21 protein-coding genes and 2 pseudogenes are annotated in these 17,640 nt (G+C 62.0%); 19 read left to right on the plus strand and 4 right to left on the minus strand.

Features of this window, described 5'->3' with window-relative positions; genetic code table 11:
- Positions 1-12 precede the first annotated feature (12 nt).
- Genes V7S54_RS26095 through arsH form a run of 4 tightly spaced genes read left to right on the plus strand, consistent with a single transcriptional unit; the run spans position 13 to position 2,725 of the window.
- Positions 13-552, plus strand: a complete 540-nt coding sequence (locus tag V7S54_RS26095; protein WP_065374682.1) for an arsenate reductase ArsC — start codon at positions 13-15, stop codon at positions 550-552.
- The gene (arsB, locus tag V7S54_RS26100; RefSeq protein ID WP_065374681.1) at positions 539-1,597 is read left to right on the plus strand and encodes an ACR3 family arsenite efflux transporter; all 1,059 of its coding nucleotides are present in this window, start codon (positions 539-541) and stop codon (positions 1,595-1,597) included. Before V7S54_RS26095 ends, arsB begins: the two co-directional genes overlap by 14 nt.
- Before the next feature lie 2 nt (positions 1,598-1,599).
- On the plus strand, positions 1,600-2,022 hold the full coding sequence (arsC, locus tag V7S54_RS26105) for an arsenate reductase (glutaredoxin) (protein WP_065374680.1): 423 nt from the start codon (positions 1,600-1,602) through the stop codon (positions 2,020-2,022).
- Complete coding sequence (arsH, locus tag V7S54_RS26110) at positions 1,997-2,725, plus strand: arsenical resistance protein ArsH (RefSeq protein WP_065374846.1); 729 nt, start codon at positions 1,997-1,999, stop codon at positions 2,723-2,725. The genes arsC and arsH overlap by 26 nt, the downstream gene beginning before the upstream one ends.
- Here the strand turns inward: arsH and arsK are convergent, their stop codons facing one another.
- Entirely contained in the window at positions 2,726-3,928 is a 1,203-nt protein-coding gene (arsK, locus tag V7S54_RS26115) for an arsenite efflux MFS transporter ArsK (RefSeq protein WP_336408992.1), read from the minus strand.
- A gap of 19 nt (positions 3,929-3,947) precedes the next feature.
- Positions 3,948-4,289: an ArsR/SmtB family transcription factor gene (locus V7S54_RS26120; RefSeq protein ID WP_058322565.1), complete on the minus strand. Its 342-nt coding sequence runs from the start codon at positions 4,287-4,289 to the stop codon at positions 3,948-3,950.
- Positions 4,290-4,348: 59 nt separating this feature from the next.
- Here V7S54_RS26120 and V7S54_RS26125 point away from each other — a divergent pair, with 59 nt between their 5' ends.
- The 9 genes and pseudogenes from V7S54_RS26125 to V7S54_RS26165 all read left to right on the plus strand — a co-directional run bounded on the left by V7S54_RS26125 (position 4,349) and on the right by V7S54_RS26165 (position 10,637).
- Positions 4,349-4,843: a DUF6428 family protein gene (locus V7S54_RS26125; protein WP_336408991.1), complete on the plus strand. Its 495-nt coding sequence runs from the start codon at positions 4,349-4,351 to the stop codon at positions 4,841-4,843.
- A gap of 237 nt (positions 4,844-5,080) precedes the next feature.
- Complete coding sequence (locus V7S54_RS26130) at positions 5,081-5,530, plus strand: ester cyclase (RefSeq protein WP_336408990.1); 450 nt, start codon at positions 5,081-5,083, stop codon at positions 5,528-5,530.
- A 256-nt stretch (positions 5,531-5,786) separates the two neighbouring features.
- The gene (gene ada, locus V7S54_RS26135; RefSeq protein WP_336408989.1) at positions 5,787-6,872 is read left to right on the plus strand and encodes a bifunctional DNA-binding transcriptional regulator/O6-methylguanine-DNA methyltransferase Ada; all 1,086 of its coding nucleotides are present in this window, start codon (positions 5,787-5,789) and stop codon (positions 6,870-6,872) included.
- On the plus strand, positions 6,869-7,507 hold the full coding sequence (locus V7S54_RS26140) for a DNA-3-methyladenine glycosylase family protein (RefSeq protein WP_336408988.1): 639 nt from the start codon (positions 6,869-6,871) through the stop codon (positions 7,505-7,507). Before ada ends, V7S54_RS26140 begins: the two co-directional genes overlap by 4 nt.
- Positions 7,508-7,529: 22 nt before the next feature.
- On the plus strand, positions 7,530-8,180 hold the full coding sequence (locus V7S54_RS26145; protein WP_336408987.1) for a hypothetical protein: 651 nt from the start codon (positions 7,530-7,532) through the stop codon (positions 8,178-8,180).
- Positions 8,164-8,798: pseudogene (gene alkB / locus V7S54_RS26150) on the plus strand (DNA oxidative demethylase AlkB). Before V7S54_RS26145 ends, alkB begins: the two are co-directional and overlap by 17 nt.
- Before the next feature lie 146 nt (positions 8,799-8,944).
- Entirely contained in the window at positions 8,945-9,196 is a 252-nt protein-coding gene (locus V7S54_RS26155; RefSeq protein ID WP_065374672.1) for a hypothetical protein, read from the plus strand.
- 134 nt (positions 9,197-9,330) lie between these two features.
- On the plus strand, positions 9,331-9,891 hold the full coding sequence (locus tag V7S54_RS26160) for a methylated-DNA--[protein]-cysteine S-methyltransferase (protein WP_336408986.1): 561 nt from the start codon (positions 9,331-9,333) through the stop codon (positions 9,889-9,891).
- Positions 9,888-10,637: a 2OG-Fe(II) oxygenase gene (locus tag V7S54_RS26165; protein WP_336408985.1), complete on the plus strand. Its 750-nt coding sequence runs from the start codon at positions 9,888-9,890 to the stop codon at positions 10,635-10,637. Before V7S54_RS26160 ends, V7S54_RS26165 begins: the two co-directional genes overlap by 4 nt.
- Before the next feature lie 82 nt (positions 10,638-10,719).
- On the opposite strand, the gene V7S54_RS26170 is transcribed toward V7S54_RS26165, so the two are convergent.
- Positions 10,720-11,298, minus strand: coding sequence for a hypothetical protein (locus V7S54_RS26170; RefSeq protein WP_336408984.1), 579 nt, complete (start codon positions 11,296-11,298; stop codon positions 10,720-10,722).
- A 1-nt stretch (position 11,299) separates the two neighbouring features.
- Positions 11,300-11,809, minus strand: coding sequence for a methylated-DNA--[protein]-cysteine S-methyltransferase (locus V7S54_RS26175; RefSeq protein ID WP_065374668.1), 510 nt, complete (start codon positions 11,807-11,809; stop codon positions 11,300-11,302).
- A 363-nt stretch (positions 11,810-12,172) separates the two neighbouring features.
- On the opposite strand from V7S54_RS26175, the gene V7S54_RS26180 reads away from it, so the two are divergent.
- The 6 genes and pseudogenes from V7S54_RS26180 to V7S54_RS26205 all read left to right on the plus strand — a co-directional run.
- Positions 12,173-12,415, plus strand: coding sequence for a hypothetical protein (locus V7S54_RS26180; RefSeq protein ID WP_065374667.1), 243 nt, complete (start codon positions 12,173-12,175; stop codon positions 12,413-12,415).
- 236 nt (positions 12,416-12,651) lie between these two features.
- Positions 12,652-13,437, plus strand: a complete 786-nt coding sequence (locus V7S54_RS26185) for a helix-turn-helix domain-containing protein (protein ID WP_336408983.1) — start codon at positions 12,652-12,654, stop codon at positions 13,435-13,437.
- Between the two features lie 63 nt (positions 13,438-13,500).
- Complete coding sequence (locus tag V7S54_RS26190) at positions 13,501-14,379, plus strand: AraC family transcriptional regulator (RefSeq protein ID WP_336408982.1); 879 nt, start codon at positions 13,501-13,503, stop codon at positions 14,377-14,379.
- A 543-nt stretch (positions 14,380-14,922) separates the two neighbouring features.
- Complete coding sequence (locus V7S54_RS26195; protein ID WP_336408981.1) at positions 14,923-16,896, plus strand: amidohydrolase; 1,974 nt, start codon at positions 14,923-14,925, stop codon at positions 16,894-16,896.
- Positions 16,897-16,948: 52 nt separating this feature from the next.
- A complete protein-coding gene (locus tag V7S54_RS26200; protein WP_065377552.1) occupies positions 16,949-17,164 on the plus strand; it encodes a hypothetical protein in 216 nt (71 codons plus the stop codon).
- A gap of 390 nt (positions 17,165-17,554) precedes the next feature.
- A pseudogene (locus tag V7S54_RS26205) lies at positions 17,555-17,640 on the plus strand (hydrolase); the annotation flags it as partial.

Consider the following 17,640-nt stretch of genomic DNA (forward strand, 5'->3'; position numbering starts at 1 on the left):
CGGACAACGACCATGACCGACAAGACCTACAACGTGCTCTTCCTGTGCACGGGCAATTCCGCACGTTCCATTCTCGCCGAATCCATCCTCAATAAAGAGGGCGGCGGACGGTTCAGGGCATTCTCCGCCGGCAGCCAGCCCAGAGGCGAGATCAATCCGCATGCCCTGAAGGAACTGCAAGCACTTGGTTATCCGGCGACTGGCTTCTCCTCCAAGAGTTGGGACGTGTTTGCCGAGCCTGGTGCGCCCGAAATGGACTTTATCTTCACCGTCTGCGACAGCGCGCACGGCGAAGCCTGCCCGGTATGGATCGGACATCCGATGACGGCGCATTGGGGTGTCGAAGACCCGGCCGCCGTTGTTGGCAACGAGGTCGAAATCCAGCGCGCCTTTGCGCAGGCGGCCCGCTTCCTGAAGAACCGGATCATGGTGTTCGTCAGCCTCCCCCTGGCATCGATCGATCACCTGGCGCTCGAAACGAAGCTCGGCCAGATCGGCGCGATGGAAGGTTCGGCGGCAAGCCAGGGAAAGTCCGCCAATGTCGACGTTTGAACGCTACCTGACCATCTGGGTCTTTCTCTGCATCGTCGTCGGCGTCGCCCTCGGTCATCTGATGCCCGGTGTTTTCCAGGCCATCGGCGCGGCGGAGATCGCCAAGGTGAATTTGCCCGTCGCCATCCTGATCTGGCTGATGATCATCCCGATGCTCATCAAGATCGACTTCCGCTCGCTGGCGCAGGTGAGCACCTATTGGCGCGGAATCGGCGTGACCCTGTTCATCAACTGGGCGGTAAAGCCGTTCTCCATGGCGCTGCTGGGATGGCTGTTTATCGGATGGCTGTTCCGTCCCTATCTGCCCGCCGACCAGATCGACTCCTACATCGCCGGCCTGATCATCCTTGCGGCCGCGCCCTGTACCGCGATGGTGTTCGTCTGGAGCAATCTGACGCGCGGCGAGCCGCTGTTCACGCTTTCCCAGGTCGCGCTCAACGATGCGATCATGGTTGTCGCCTTCGCGCCGATCGTCGGGCTCCTGCTCGGGCTGTCGGCCATCACCGTACCGTGGGACACGCTCGTTCTATCGGTCGTCCTCTATATCGTGGTCCCGGTCATCATCGCGCAGGTCTTGAGAGGGCGGCTGACCGCTGATGGCACGACCAGGGCGCTGGACGTCATGCTGGCGAAGCTGCAGCCGCTTTCGCTTGTGGCGCTGCTGGCAACGCTCGTCCTCCTCTTCGGCTTCCAGGGCGAGCAGATCATCGCCCAGCCGACGATCATCGCGCTGCTGGCCGTCCCCATCCTCATCCAGGTCTATTTCAACTCGGGGCTGGCCTATGTCTTGAACCGGATGTCGGGCGAGCGCCATTGCGTCGCCGGACCTTCGGCACTGATCGGGGCGAGCAATTTCTTCGAACTCGCGGTCGCGGCCGCAATCAGCCTGTTCGGCTTCCAGTCCGGCGCAGCGCTGGCAACGGTCGTCGGCGTGCTCATCGAGGTTCCCGTGATGCTCACGGTCGTCTGGGCCGTGAACCGCACCAAGGGCTGGTACGAGGCAGCACCCGCTGTCTCCCGGAACACCATTACCGAAAGGACATGACAATGGACGTCACCATCTATCATAACCCGGCCTGCGGGACGTCCCGCAACACGCTGGAGATGATCCGCGCAGCCGGGATCGAACCGACGGTCATCGATTATCTCCAGTCTCCGCCTTCACGCGAGGAACTGGCAAGGATGATCTCTGACGCCGGGCTGACCGTCCGGCAGGCGATCCGCGAGAAAGGTACGCCTTACGTGGAGCTGGGTCTCGACGATCCGAAGCTGACGGACGACCAGTTGCTCGATGCCATGCTCACGGATCCGATCCTCATTAACCGGCCGTTCGTCGTCTCGCCGCTCGGCACAAGGCTCGCGCGCCCCTCGGAGGTCGTTCTCGACATCCTGCCGGATGCCTTCAAGGGAGCCTTCTTCAAGGAAGACGGCGAGCAGGTCCTCGATCAGGAGGGAAAGCGCATTGTCTGAGACCTTTCCCGCCTTGCAGGAGCCGCATCTTCATAAGCCTGACCTCGACGCGTTGCGTCCCGCCTTTTCGACGCACAAGCCACGCATCCTGATCCTCTACGGCTCGCTCAGGGAGGTATCGTACAGCCGGCTGCTCGCGCACGAAGCCAGGCGTCTTCTCGAGCGTTTGGGGTGCGAGGTGCGCATGTTCGATCCGAGAGGATTGCCGCTCCCCGACGAGGCTCCGGCCAGCCATCCGAAAGTGCAGGAGCTGCGCGAGCTGTCGCAATGGTCGGAAGGCCAGGTCTGGGTCAGCCCCGAGCGCCATGGCGCGATGACGGGCATCATGAAGGCCCAGATCGACTGGATTCCCCTGTCGCTCGGATCGATCCGCCCGACGCAGGGAAAGACGCTGGCGATCATGGAGGTTTCCGGGGGTAGCCAGTCCTTCAACGCTCTGAACCAGATGCGCGTGCTCGGCCGTTGGATGCGGATGATCACGATACCGAACCAGTCGTCCGTCGCCAAGGCCTACCAGGAGTTCGATGCCGACGGCAGGATGAAGCCGTCTTCCTACTACGACCGCGTCGTGGACGTGTGCGAAGAGCTGGTCAAGTTCACGCTGCTGACGAGGGACGCTTCCGCCTACCTGACCGACCGCTACAGCGAGCGGAAGGAAAACGCTGCCGAACTTGAAAAGCGGGTGTCGTTGAGGTCGATTTAGTCACTCAGTCTTCGTGGGGCTGCGCGTAGAGACGGCCACTGCGACGAATGCAGCGATACCGAGCGTACCAAGCATGGCATTGACGAACAGCGCCGCGGCGATGCCGAGATTCTCCATCGCCGTGGCGAACGCGAAGGGGGCGGCGGCACCCACCGCCAGTCTGGCCGCAGCCATCTTTCCTGTAATCGCTCCGTAGCCCGCGGACCCGAACAGATAGAGTGGCAGGCTCCCTTGAGCGATGCTGTTGATTCCGGACCCAAGGCCAAGACAGACGGCGAAAGCCACCGCGCCTGGCAACCAATCACCCGACACCCCGAGTAATACCGCACCGAGGACCATGAGCGCCGCAGAGACGATCGCAAGCGCGGGCGGCGACAGGCCCTTTCCGAAGGCCATGTTGATCAGGCGGCTCATGACCTGTGCCGGGCCGAACAGCGATCCGATCACGACCGCCGCACTGCCGAGTCCGATCGCGCCCAGCATCGGCACCATGTGGGCGAGTATTGCCGCGAGAGTGAAACCCGAAAGCGAGAAGGCAATGGAGACCAGCAACATCCCGCGGCGGCGCGCTTGCGGCTGAAGTGCGCCGACGACGACTTCGCGGGTTCTTGTCTCATCCAGTTTGGAACCGACCCTTCCGGCACGCATGATCCAGTAGTGAAGTGGCATGCAGATGAGAAGATTGAGCGCCGCGAACACCAGATAGATTTCCCGCCACGACAGGTACCTGATCAGTGTCGCGGCGATCGGCCAGAAGATAGTCGAAGCAAAGCCGCCGATCAGTGTGAGATAGGTGATGCTGCGGGAGGCTGAACGGGGTTCGCTCTCGACCAGCGTCGCGAAGGCTGCCTGGTACTGGACCATGCCGGAGGACACCTCCAGCAGGATGATTGCAAGGGCAAAGAGCGCTACGGACGGCGACCACGCGCAAAGCGCCAGGGTGAACGCCGCAAGGGTCGAACCAACCGTCATCACCGTCGCCGCGCCGACCTTGTCCATATGTCTGCCGATGAACGGAGCGGAAAGACCTCCAATGAACAGGGAGACCGAGAAGACGGCGAAGACCCGCTCCAGGCTGATGCCCAGGTCCTTGGCCATTCCTGGCGCCAGGATGCTGAAGGCATAATAGAGAGTGCCGTAGCCAATAATCTGCGTGACACCGAGAGCGGAGACGATGCCCGCAGGAACCTTGTTCGTATGCAATGACGTATTCCTCGGCGCTCTACGCTTCGCTTGGGCAGCAACGAGCGGATCGCTCGACCGAGCCGCGGATTTCGGGATGTCCTGCGCAGCAGTCCTCCATCAGGAACGTCACCAGGTCAGCCAGCGTGTCATAGCTTGCGCTGTAGACGATCGAACGCGACTCGCGGCGCTGGGAGATGAGGCCGGAGCGTTCGAGTTCCTTGAGGTGAAACGAGACGTTCGATGGAGAAACGCCCATGCGCTCCGCAATCGCGCCTGCGGCCAGGCCCTCAGGGCCGGCGACGACCAGCGTTCTTACGATGGCGAGCCGGGTCTCCTGGGAAAGTGCCGCAAAGGACGCGAGGGCTTGACGATCATCCATATTTCAATAATCCTTGAATCATTGAATCATTGAATCATTGAAATCGAGGATAGACGCAAATGAGCAGGATCGACAATAGCCATTCCAACAAAACTGACATCTCGCTCGGAGAGTTGCTTGAAAGGATCGCTGACGCCGCGGACCTCCCACTGGTGTTCGCCTACGACGGAAAGCCCGTAAAGGCCGGCTACCATGTAACTGAGGTCAAGGCCGGCCAGTTCTCCGCGCTCGATTGCGGCGCTAACCCGGAGGCCTGGTCTGAAATCTTCGTGCAGTTGTGGGACATCGAAGAGGGCGAACGGACCCATATGACGGCCGGCAAATTTTCGGCCATTGTCCGCAAGGTTTCCGAGCACGTCCGTCTTGACGGTTCCGCCAAGCTGACCTTCGAAGTGAGCGATGGAGTCCGCCCGATGCAGTTGTTCTGCGCAAACGATCCTGTCGCGGAAGACGGTGCTCTCCACGTTACGTTGACACCCCGCCCCGCGAGCTGCAAGCCTCGAGACCGGTGGCTGGCTGAACACGCGTCCAATGAAAAGCGGTGCTGCGCCTAGTGGATCAAGGCATATTCGCGAAGGGTCGGATGATCCAATCTCTGCTCTTGATGGAGGCGCCGGCCATCACCTGCACGGCCGATTCCCCCATGCGGTAACCGCCAGCGCTCACCTCGCGTGCCGTTTCCAATTCGAAGATAAGAACCGGAGTTTGGCGCCCGGCAAGCTCAAATATCCCCTTCATCACGTCATCGAGCGGTTTCGATGGTCGCCCGATTTTGAGAAGAGGACATTTCCATGAGCAAAGAAGAAGACAACAAGGCCGTCGTCGTTCGCTGGTTCACCGAATTCTGGGGCAAGGACGTCAATCTTGCTGTTATCGATGAGATCGCGGCGCCCGACATGTTCCTGCAGTATTCCCTGCACGAACCGCGCCGCGGCCGCGAAGACATCAAGGCGTTCATGACCGACTTCCGCGCCGCGTTCCCCGATCTCAACTTCTGGGGCACGGCCGATCTGATCGCCGAGGGCGACTATGTGGTCGGCCAGTGGGAAGGCGGCGGCACCCACACCGGCCCGGCTTTCGACGACTTCCTGCTCGGCGGCGTACCGGCTGCGACCGGTCGAAAGATGCACTTTACCGGCAAGACCGTGCTGAAGGTGGTCGACGGCATGATCGTCGAAGAGCATGGCCTCGACGACGGTCTGACCGCAATGATGCAGCTTGGGCTGATCCAGAGGGCCTGATCGAAACCGAATAGCGTCAGTTGGCTTGAGCTGCGCATCTCGGCCAGGAGAAATGAGGCTCGCACAGCTCCCTGTGCGAGCCTCATTTTCTTTTCTTATCTGGACCGGAGGGTGCGCCGGAAGCCCGACGACCTATCGATCGCCTGCGCAAGAATCGGGTGGGTTTTGTTCGATTCGAGAGCAAGGATCGGAGTGTGACCAGCGCGGATCGGAGGCACGATCGAGCCAGAACAAATCCGAGTAGAAGATCATGGACATGAACATCCGGCCCGCACCAACCCTTTACGCCTCACCTCTTTCCGTGGGGAACGACCCCCGCTGGGCGCGGATCGTGGCGCGCGACAAGTCTGCCGACGGCCAGTTTTGGTATGCCGTTTCGACGACCGGCATCTATTGCCGGCCCTCCTGTCCGTCACGCACGGCAAACCCGAAGAACGTTGCGCTGCACGATACGCTCGAAAGCGCACGGGCAACCGGTTTTCGTCCGTGCCGACGTTGCAATCCCGATGGCCCTTCGCTCGAATGCGAGAATGCCGCGCTAATCGCCAAGGCCTGCCGCATCATCGAGGAAAGCGAGGAGGAACCGTCGCTGGAAGAGTTGGCGGCTACTGTCGACCGCAGTCCGAGCTATTTCCATCGGATGTTCAAGACGTCGACGGGGCTGACCCCGAAGGCCTATGCCACCGGCCACCGCGCGAAGAAGGTCCGTGCGGGCCTCGAAACCGGCACGAGCGTCACCGAGGCGATGTATGACGCCGGCTTCAATTCCAGCGGCCGCTTCTACGAAAAGTCGACCGGTATGCTCGGCATGACGCCGACACAGTATCGTGAAGGCGGCGCCAACGAGCAGATCAAGTTCGCGGTAGGCCAGTCCTGTCTCGGCGCAATCCTCGTGGCGTCCAGCACGAAAGGCGTGGCGTCGATCCTGCTTGGCGACGATCCGGACGAACTGGTTCGCGATCTCCAGGATCGTTTTCCGAAGGCGCGCCTGATCGGTATGGACCGCGAATACGAGGCTCTGATCGCCCGCGTTTGTGGCTTCGTCGAAAACCCCAGCGTCGGCCTCGATCTGCCGCTCGACGTCCGCGGCACGGCGTTCCAGTGCCGGGTATGGCAGGTCCTGCAGGAGATCCCTGTCGGCGCGCGTGTGTCCTATTCGGAAATCGCCCGGCGTATCGGCTCGCCGAGCGCCACACGCGCGGTCGCCGGAGCATGCGCTGCGAACACTATCGCGGTCGCCATTCCCTGCCATCGCGTCGTGCGCAACGACGGCGCGCTCTCCGGCTATGCCTGGGGCATCGACCGCAAGCGTGCCCTGCTCGATTGGGAAGCGTCCTTATGAATTTGCCCTCCCGCTACGATGAATCTGTCGCCTTCCTCTCCAGCCATGACGACGACTGGGCCAGATTGATCGAACTGGTCGGCCCTTGCCGACACGATCCCAAGGCCGCCCGCGAACCATACGAGGCGCTCGTTCGCGCGATTGCCTACCAGCTGACGGCCAAAGCTGGCGACGCCATCATTGGACGCCTCAAGGGGCTCTTGGATGACCGCGATTTTCCAAGCCCGGAAGACCTCATCGCGGCCGAGTTCGACCAACTTCGGACCTGCGGCTTCTCGGCCAGCAAGATCGCCACCATCAAGGCGATCGCCCAGGGAACGTTGGATGGCCTGATCCCCACCCGCAACATCGCCGCCACCATGGACGACGAGGCGCTGATCGACCGCATGGTCGGCATCAAGGGCATCGGCCGTTGGACCGTCGAAATGCTGCTGATGTATTCTCTGGAGCGGATGGATATCCTGCCCGTCGATGACTTCGGTGTCCGCGAAGGCTACCGCGTCCTCAAATCGCTGCCTGAGCAACCGAAACCGAAACAGTTGCGCGAGCTCTCGAAGGCCTGGTCGCCCCATCGCACGGTCGCGGCCTGGTATCTGTGGCGCATCCCGCGCGAGCGCGGAAACGTGTTGAAGTAAATACGGCTCCGGAAAGTACATCATGCCCCTTCAAAACCGCGTCACGCCCTTCGGTGATATCGTCGCCATTACTCAGCGCGGGCTGTTTACCGGCAATCGCGGCATCATCCACGAACCGGCAACGAAGACATTGCTGGCCAGGCGCTGGGCAACAAAAACCTGGCTCGTCTGCGCCTGCGAATTCAAGGGTTGGCGCCGGGACGTGATGGCGCGCCGGAGCTGGACGGAGCTGTTTTTCCTCGACGAGGCCGTGGCGTTCGCCGCCGGCCATCGTCCCTGCTTCCTCTGCCGGCGCGAAGCCGCTGAACGCTTCCGGGCCCGCTGGGCGTCGGCGAAGAAAGAGGCGCCTCCTTCGGCTACGCATATGGATTCCGTACTGCATGCCGAGCGCCTCGATCGCGGCCACAAGCGCTTGCATCCGATCGCCCTTCTGTTGTCCGACCTGCCTGACGGCGCGGTCGTTGTGGCCAAGGATGAGGCTTACACGCTGCGCGCCGGCCTCGCGTATCGCTGGGCCAATGACGGCTACGACAGGCCCAAAATCCTCCACGACGCCGATTGGCTCCTGACACCACCATCGACGGTCATGGCGCTCCTTGCAGGCTACCGGCCCGCCTTTCACCCATCGATCATCACCATACGCAATAGGCCCGAAGATGCCCGATCTGTTTGACATGCTTGCCCCTGCCGATCCCGTAACCGAGATCATGGCGGAGGGTGCCATGCTGCTTCGCGGCGCAGCACTTCCCTTTGAAAAGGATCTGCTCGCAGCGCTCGGCCACATCACCAGCCAGTCGCCATTCCGGCACATGGTCACGCCGGGCGGCTTCACCATGTCGGTCGCGATGACGAATTGCGGCACGGCCGGCTGGGTCACGGACCGCACCGGCTATCGATACGATCGCAACGATCCGGAAACAGGCCGTCTCTGGCCGGCCATGCCGGAATGCTTCCTCGACCTGGCGGTCGAGGCGGCGACACGGGCGGGCTATCCGGACTTCCGCCCTGACGCCTGCCTGATCAACCGCTACGAACCGGGCGCCCGCCTTTCGCTGCATCAGGACAGAAACGAACGCAACTTCGCCTCTCGCTCGGTCTGCCCGCGACCTTCCAATTCGGCGGTCTGAAGCGGAATGATCCTGTGAAGAAGTACGCGCTGCGGCATGGGGACGTGGCGGTCTGGGGCGGCCCGTCGCGGCTCTTCTACCATGGCGTGCCCGAATTGAAGGACGGCGTCCATGAGACCGTCGGGCGGATGCGCATCAATCTCACCTTCCGGGGAGCGTTATAGCTCATCTTTCTTCAGTTTGATGACAACAATCGGAGTGCCGCCAGAACTAGCCTGTAGCCAAGTGTGTCGTTGGTCGGAAAGTCGATATGCGATTGTCGGTTTTTCGCGATCCCTCGCACAACGGCTAAGACAAGGAACCGACGCTGATGTTTTCGCGGAGCGGATTCGACGCCAAGGCGAGCCGGCGCAAACTGCCCGGAACCCGGAAAGCGATCGACGCGCTGGTCGCGCTTGCCCAGGGCAATCCGGACAAGGCGCTCGTGATGACATACATCGGCCAACTCGTGCTTGCCGGCTATGCCGAGCTGGAAATGCTCGAAAACGGCGAGGTCGAGGCGCGATTCATTTCCGGTGAAACCTATCTTCTCGCAGAGACCACGATGCTCAGGCTCGCCTGATCGGCCGTAGCCGGCATTCTTCATTCTCTTGTATCGGCGCCAGCAGAGTTTCGATTTGAAAGCAAGGATCGGAGTTTGGCGGCTCGACCAAGAAAGTAATTTCGATCGTGAGGACAGAGCAAGGAGCTACGACAATGAACCTCATGATCACGACTGACGCGCTGCGGCCGCAATCGCTGCAGAATTCCCCTTCGACGGCCGCCGGTGTTCTCTCCTACGCAGTCGCCGATTGCGAACTCGGCAAGGTGCTGGTCGCGCGCAGCGCGAAGGGCGTATGCTCGATCCTGCTCGGCGACAACGCCGAAGAGCTGGAGGCGGATCTTGCCGATCGCTTCCCGCAATCCACGCTCGTTTCAAGCGAGGCGGTGATGAAGAACGACGTCGCAAAGGTTCTGCGCTACATCGCCAAGCCATCCGGCGGCTTACACCTGACGCTCGATATGCATGGCACCTCCTTCCAGCGCCGCGTCTGGGAAAAGCTGAAGGCCATCGCCGTCGGCCGGACGGTGAGCTACACCGAACTCGCCAAGTGGATCAGCCCGCTGGCGAACCCGCGTGCCGTCGCCGGCGCCTGCGCTGCCAATCCGATCGCACTGGCCATTCCGTGCCACCGCGTCGTCCGCACCAACGGCGACCTAGCCGGCTACCGTTGGGGCATCGAACGCACCCTTATCGAGAAGGAAGCCACGGTATGAACAAGACTGCGATCAACATGGTCCCGGCCTCTGCGGATGCGTCCGCGGAGGCACGGATTGCTGCCTATGACTGGAAGGCGCTCGCCGGCGAGCTCGACGGCTTCGGCTGCGCCGTCCTTCCCCAGCTTCTCACGCCCGAGGAATGCAGCAGCGTCGCGTCGCTCTACGCCGACGAAAGCCATTTCCGCAGTCATATCATCATGGCGCGGCACGGCTTCGGAAAGGGCGAGTATCGCTATTTCAAATACCCGCTGCCCGATCTCATCGGCGGTATCCGCACCGCGCTCTACCCGCGCCTTGCCGGTGTCGCCAACGCCTGGAACGAACGGATGGGACTGGACCAGAGGTTTCCCGGCGAGCATGCCGCATTCCTCAAGCAATGCCACGATGCCGGCCAGACCCGGCCGACGCCGCTCCTGCTGCAATATGTTCCCGGTGACTTCAACTGCCTTCACCAGGACCTTTACGGCGACCTCGCATTCCCGATCCAGGTGGCGATCCTGCTCTCCGAGCCGGGCCGCGATTTCACGGGTGGCGAATTTGCACTGACCGAACAGCGGCCGCGCATGCAAAGCCGCGTCGAGGTCGTGCCGCTCAGACAGGGCGACGCCGTCGCCTTCGCCGTCCACAATCGTCCGGTCCAGGGAACGAAGGGAAACTACCGCGTGAACCTGCGCCACGGTGTCAGCCGCGTCCGATCCGGCATGCGCCACACCGTCGGGATCATTTTCCACGACGCGCGATGAGCACGCGACGCCGGCGCCGCAGTTTTCGCAGCGCCGGCCGTCCTTCCGAAACCTAGCCTGCAGCCAGAGCGGACCGCCGCAACTACCACCCGGGATAAAGCGTGTAGAGCCGCGCCCAATCCTCAAACGCGCCGTTGGCGCGCAGGCAGGCAATCGCCTCGGCGGCGTGCCAGGTGCAAGGCACCCGCCGCAGCCAGACATTGTCTTTCCCTGCCCGATAGAGCCATAGGATCGAGGCGGCCATCATTTGCCTGACATCAGGCATCGCGCGATAGCCGGCCCGCCATAGCTCCATGCCGTGCGGGTCCACTTCGTCTCGATAATAGTCGTAGCCGGTTGGCCGGATGGCATGATGATAGGGCGCGTGCCCGTCATCGCGAAACAGAGCCCTAAGCTCGTAGAGAGCGATCATATGGCGCAAATGATAGTCGAACGGCCTCGAAGCGCCCACCACGGGCTGCAGGAGATCGAGGCCGAGCATGTCACAGAGCCGCTCGATGTCCTTTTCATCCAGCTCAAGCCGCGCCCCCACCAGCCGCGTCAGCCTGTAGCCCGGGTATTGCCGACGGGCCGCATCTGCGGAATCGATCGACAGCCTGATGACCTGCAGCGGCTCGGCGATATGCCCGCACGGCGAGACCGCGGAACGAACATCTGACATTTCATGCCTCCGTGGCGCGCTGCTCGCGGGTCAGAAGAGCACGCTTGCGGCGAACACCCCATCGATAGCCGGAAATCGAACCATCCTTCTTGATGACGCGATGGCACGGCACGATCACGGCGATCGGATTGTTGGCGATCGCAGCTGTTGCATCCCTCGGATCACGCGAACCGAGCTTGGCCGCGAGCGCCCCATAATTCGTGGTCTGGCCAGCAGGAATTTCCCGCAACAGGAGCCAGACCTGGACCTCATACAGCGTCCCGCGCAGATCGAGTGGCAGATCGCAAACCTTGGCCGGATCGTCGATCGCGCCGGCCACGGTTTCGATCACGTCGGCAAGTTCCTGCTGGGCGCGTTCAAGCTCGGCTTCCGGAAAGCGGATACTCAACGCATCCTCCATCGCGGTGCGCATCGAGCCGAATTCAAGCGCCACAATCCCCTTGTTCGACATGGCGACAACAAAGTCGCCGAGGGAACTGGCGCCCCATGCAAATCGTATAGTTTCACGCATCGTCTTACCTTCCTCATTCGTTGTGAAACGAGTTTAGAAGCGGATGCATTGCGCCACTCTCCGGTCCTTGCTTTCAAATCGAAATACCGGTCGCCAGCGTCTCGTTCCGTGCGAACGGCTAATTTCGATCTGAAAGCAGTATTCGGAGCGCGTGTGCCCGAGCGGCAGCCGTATCGTTGGCAAATCCGACGGAGCTGCAAATGGACCCCTCTGATATCCACGATGCGCAGGAGCTTGGCAACACATCGCCGCCGCCCGCCGTCAGCGTGAAACCGCGCGCATGGCACTCCGGACTGTGCCACGGCCCTGAGGACCATCAACGCGGCCTGAAGGCCGCTGCCACATCACGATGAAGGACGAGCCATGATGACAATGCTGCGGGGTCTGCATTCCATCGCCGCTCAGCGCGGCGACGGTCTGCGTCCGGAATTGCTCCGGATGATCAGGCCGTCACAGGCTTGGTCCGGGGTCGAGCATATGGGTAGTGCGGCGTGCAGCCAGGACACCGACAGCAAGCCCGCCGATGAGATGGATCAGCCCGCACGGTCTGCCAAGGTCCTGGCCATGCCATCGCGAAAGCGCAATGTTCGAATCCTCGAATATTGAAAGCGTAGCGCTCCTTCAGGCCGCTTTGTCGCGGCCAATCGCCTGGATCTTGTCCCAGATGCGTTCGGGCCGGGAGTCTCAAAGTGCCTAGGAAGCGCCGCCCCGATCTCGACAATTCTCGTTGAACGCGAGTTCGATCGGTCTGCGCGTTGCACCTTGGCACAGCCTGGAATACAGTCCGGACCCAGAACCTGCTTCTGCAAGATCGTTCCTTAAATGTCGCCAAGGGATTGTCGTTGAACTTAAACAGCAAAGACATGGCATGCGTGGGCATCTGCTTCGGGACGCCTGAGGCCCCATGCTTGACCACTGTTCCAATCCGCGACGCGACTTTTTCCGTGACCAGTATTTGCCGGGAACCCAGGGCCGATGAAGCAAACGACGTTCGGCTCCCTGTCTCCGAGTCCTATTTCCTCATGCTCTATCTGGAGGACGCCGAACACGCCGACATTCGGGCGGATGGCTCCTGCACTAAGGTTCGCCGCTTCGCGCGCGGTACGATCTGCCTCGTGGATCTCGCGGACGGGGCGGCCATTCGCCTCAACAGTCGGCTGCGCTCGCTGGCCTTTGTGCTACCCAAGGCCCTTTTCAGCGAGACTGCGGAGCTATCGCCGGAAACAGGACGACGCCGCCTGATCTGCCGTCGCGGCGAACCGGATTCGGTGCTTCGCAATCTCGGTACCGCGCTGCTTGCATTTTTTGCCGGCACCGGAACGGCACCGGCGCCCCTGCGACCCGTAGCGGTCGCCATCTGCGCCCACCTCCTGCACCGGTATGGCGAGCCGATCGAGGGAAGCATTGGCAAGACGCAAGGGGCTCCTATGCGGGAGGAACCCGGAACCAGGCTGCGGCCAGTCGCCAAGCAAATCGACAGGGCGAAATCACACCTTGCCAACCATGCGCTCTCGCTGGCGGACGTTGCGCATGCGTGCGGATTCGACGACCTCGGACATTTCGAGAGAGTATTTGTCGGTGAAACTGGCGTTTCGCCTTCAGTTTGGCGGCGGCGAGGCCTCCATTAGTCGAATTGCTTCAACGAAGAAGGTTGGGCAATCTTTCGTTCGCCTGTGAGTTGGGAGTGCACGATGTACAGGGAGTCCGTCCCAGAAAAGACCCAGGAGCCGGACGCCATACGCCGATCGATCGTCGATGCGTCTCCGATCTCCATAATGCGGTTGAATTCCGATCGGGAAGACTTAGCACCAAGCCCGGCCAACGCGCGCGAGGACGCCTTCAGCATTATCACGCAATTGCGCGACTTTCGGTTACATCGGCTTTGGCGTGGTAAGTCGCTGATTTTCGAAGGCGGCCACCCCGAGGGGGCGCTTGCCATCACGGACCTGCGCGAGGAATGGCGCTGCCATCATCTATCGCCCTTCGACAACGTGCGATTCCGGATTCCCTTTCGGCATGTGCGCGACTTCGCCACGGAAATCGGGCGGCCCGACCTCATGGGCTTCGAATGCCCTCCTGGTACAGTCGACACCGTCATTCTCGGCCTCGCCCACGCGCTGCTGCCCGCGCTGGAGCGGCCCAAACAGGCCAGTCGGCTATTCATCGATCAAGTCACGCTCGCAATCATGACACATCTCGCGCAGAAATACGGCGGGTTGTATTTTCCGGGCGAGCGCAAGGGCACGCTGGCTCCCTGGCAGGAAAAGCGCGCGTTGGAGTACCTGGCCGCGCAGCTCGACGGGCACCTAGCGATGATGGAGCTCGCAAAAAGCTGCGAGCTGTCTCGGAGCTACTTTATACAAGCCTTCAAGGCGAGCTTCGGCCGCACACCACTACGCTGGCTCACCGAGTACCGCATAGCCCGTGCCAAGGAATTGTTGCTCCAGGATCTGCCAATCGCCGAAATCGCCATTCGCTGTGGCTTTGCCGACCAAAGCCATCTGACCAGAAGCTTTTCCCTGATAGCGGGCATCACGCCCGCTCGTTTCCGGCGCGACCGGCGCACCTGAGTCGGCCGAACGGGGCGACCGTTGGCTGCATGGAACGGACGCCTTGTAAGGTAAGCACGATGAACAAGCCTCCGCCCCCAGCTCAACCTGAGCGGCGCAACCAGCGATAAGTTCAGGGGAAAACGTCCGGACGTCTACAGAGTTAGATTTCGCCGCTTAAACGTGAGAATCTTCAAAAGGCAGACATTCCCGACAAGAAACTGCAGTGGAATAAAAGCAATATTGGAGAAACAGCCCCGCAACCGGCAACTGATCTGGGAGAAGCCGATGATCCTGGCAGCCACGCCACCGTCCTGCAGCCTTCTGATCTCACCTATCTTGGCGCCGTCCGCCCACTCGACAGCCAGTTCGTTGATCGCGTGACCTTGCGGGCTGCTTGGCGCCCCCTTCGCAGGTATTTTACCCGCTCCTTTCCCCTGACATTGGCGCCGTCATCTGCTGCGCGGCGGCATGTCGATCCTGCCATCTTCCTTCTGGGCCCCGCGACCACCTCGAGCGCAGGTATTCGGGCGCCGGGCGGCAACTCCATAGGAAACCAGCATAATGCCGACACGGCGCAATTTTCTCGGTGCAACCGCCGCCGCCCTAGCCTTGGGCAGGGCAACCGCGACACACGCCCAACAGACTGGAGACCCCTCGATGACGCCCGACCTGATCCTGCACAACGGCCTTGTCACCACGCTCGACCGCACCAACCCGACGGCAAGCGCCGTTGCCATCAAGGACGGAAAGTTCCTGGCCGTCGGCGACGACCGGACGATCATGGCGCTGGCCGGCTCGGGCACCAAGGTGATCGACCTCAAGGGCAGGCGCGTGCTGCCGGGGCTCAACGACAACCACACCCACGTCGTGCGCGGCGGCCTCAACTTCAACATGGAACTGCGCTGGGACGGGGTGCGTTCGCTCGCCGATGCGATGGCGATGCTGAAGCGGCAGGTGGCGATCACCCCGGCGCCGCAATGGGTGCGGGTCGTCGGCGGTTTTACCGAACACCAGTTCGCCGAAAAGCGGCTGCCGACCATCGACGAGATCAATGCGGTCGCGCCGGATACGCCGGTGTTCCTGCTGCATCTCTATGACCGGGCGCTGCTCAATGGCGCCGCGCTTCGGGCGGTCGGCTATGGCAGGGACACGCCCAACCCGCCGGGCGGCGAGATCACCCGCGATGCCGCCGGCAACCCGACCGGCCTGCTCTTGGCCAAGCCCAATGCCGGCATCCTCTATTCGACCTTGGCCAAGGGACCGAAGCTGCCCTTCGACTACCAGGTCAACTCCACCCGTCACTTCCTGCGCGAGCTCAACCGGCTCGGGATCACCAGCGTCATCGACGCCGGCGGCGGCTTCCAGAACTATCCGGACGACTACGCCGTCATCCAGAAACTGTCGGACGACGATCAGCTGACCGTGCGCCTGGCCTACAACCTCTTCACCCAGAAGCCGGAGGAAGAGAAGCAAGACTTCCTCAACTGGACCTCATCGGTCAAATACAAGCAGGGCAACGACTACTTCCGCCACAACGGCGCCGGCGAGATGCTGGTGTTTTCGGCCGCCGACTTCGAGGACTTCCGCCAGCCGCGCCCGGAGATGGCGCCGGAGATGGAGGGCGAGCTCGAAGAGGTCGTCCGGGTGCTGGCCGAGAACCGCTGGCCCTGGCGGCTGCATGCGACCTATGACGAAACCATCAGCCGCGCGCTCGACGTGTTCGAGAAGGTCGACAAGGATATCCCGCTCGACGGCCTGAACTGGTTCTTCGACCATGCCGAGACGATCTCCGACCGGTCGATCGACCGGATCGCCGCGCTTGGCGGCGGCATCGCCACCCAGCACCGCATGGCCTACCAGGGCGAATATTTCGTCGAACGCTACGGCCACGGGGTGGCCGAAGCGACACCGCCGATCCGGCGCATGCTGGACAAGGGCGTCAACGTTTCCGCCGGCACCGATGCCACCCGCGTCGCCTCCTATAACCCTTGGGTCTCGCTGTCGTGGATGGTGACCGGCAAGACCATCGGCGGCCTGCAGCTCTATCCGCGCGCCAACTGCCTCGATCGCGAGACGGCGCTGCGGATGTGGACCGAGAAGGTGCAGTGGTTCTCCAACGAAGAGGGCAAGAAGGGCCGGATCGAGACGGGGCAGTTTGCCGACCTGATCGTGCCGAACAAGGACTACTTCGCCTGCGCCGAGGACGAGATCTCGTTCCTGACCTCGGAGCTGACTGTTGTCGGCGGCAAGGTCGTCTATGCGGCCGGCGACTTCGCCGCCCACGACGACAACCCGGTGCCGCCGGCGATGCCTGACTGGTCGCCGGTCCGCAGCTTCGGCGGTTATGCCGCCTGGGGCGAGCCTGAGGGTGCCGGCAAGAACTCGCTCCGCCGCACGGCGATCACGTCGTGCGGCTGCGCCAGCAATTGCGGCGTGCATGGCCACGACCATGCCGGCGCCTGGACGTCAAAGCTGCCGATCGCCGATCTCAAGGGCTTCTTCGGCGCACTCGGCTGCTCCTGCTGGGCCGTGTGAGACACGCAGAACGCTCGATATCGTCAGTGAAAACGCTTCCAAGGAACAAGAAATGAAAAACATGGCCAGAACTGGTGCGATAGCGGCAGTCTCAATCCTGATCGCTTCGTCGGCCGCACTCGGCGATGACCGTGCCTCGTCAAAGGTCAAGGCCCGCCCTTCCTGGGCGAAGGTGGTTGTGAACCAGCCTTCGCCCAAGCGTGGCGCCTATTACAAGGGGGTATCCCGGACCACCTTCGCCAATCTCGAATGGCCGCAGACCCGATGAGGGACTAGAGTATCCCGCTTTCAAGCGGAATACCGGAAGCGGAAAGATGGCCTAGAAACAAAGTGCCAGAGCCATTTGGCCCGCTTCCGATGCGTTGTCGGGAGCTTTATCCGGAAGTCGATTTCGCGGCGTGGTGGTGAGCGGGTCGGTATCTGGGCGGCGAAGGCCACGCCATCCGCCGTGACCGTCACAAGGAAATGCGAAAGACCCTGGAGTGGCGTCGCCTACATCGATTGTTGCCAAAATCGCAATTCAATCGAAATCATTATTGCAATTCAGCAGCACAACCCGGTCGGCTACACCTGTTGTCACCAAACCGGTTCACCCCAGACCGGCCAAGACCGGGCACCGACGCCCCGCTTGCCAACCAGCTCAAAGAGGAGAAAGTCCATGTCCAGCAAACTCGAAGTCCTGACCCCCCAGAACAGCCAGCTGATCTTCATCGACCAGCAGCCGCAGATGGCCTTCGGCGTTCA

The sequence above is a fragment of the Ensifer sp. CCNWLY38 genome (assembly GCF_037120565.1).
GTDB classification, from domain to species: Bacteria; Pseudomonadota; Alphaproteobacteria; order Rhizobiales; family Rhizobiaceae; genus Ensifer; species Ensifer adhaerens_H.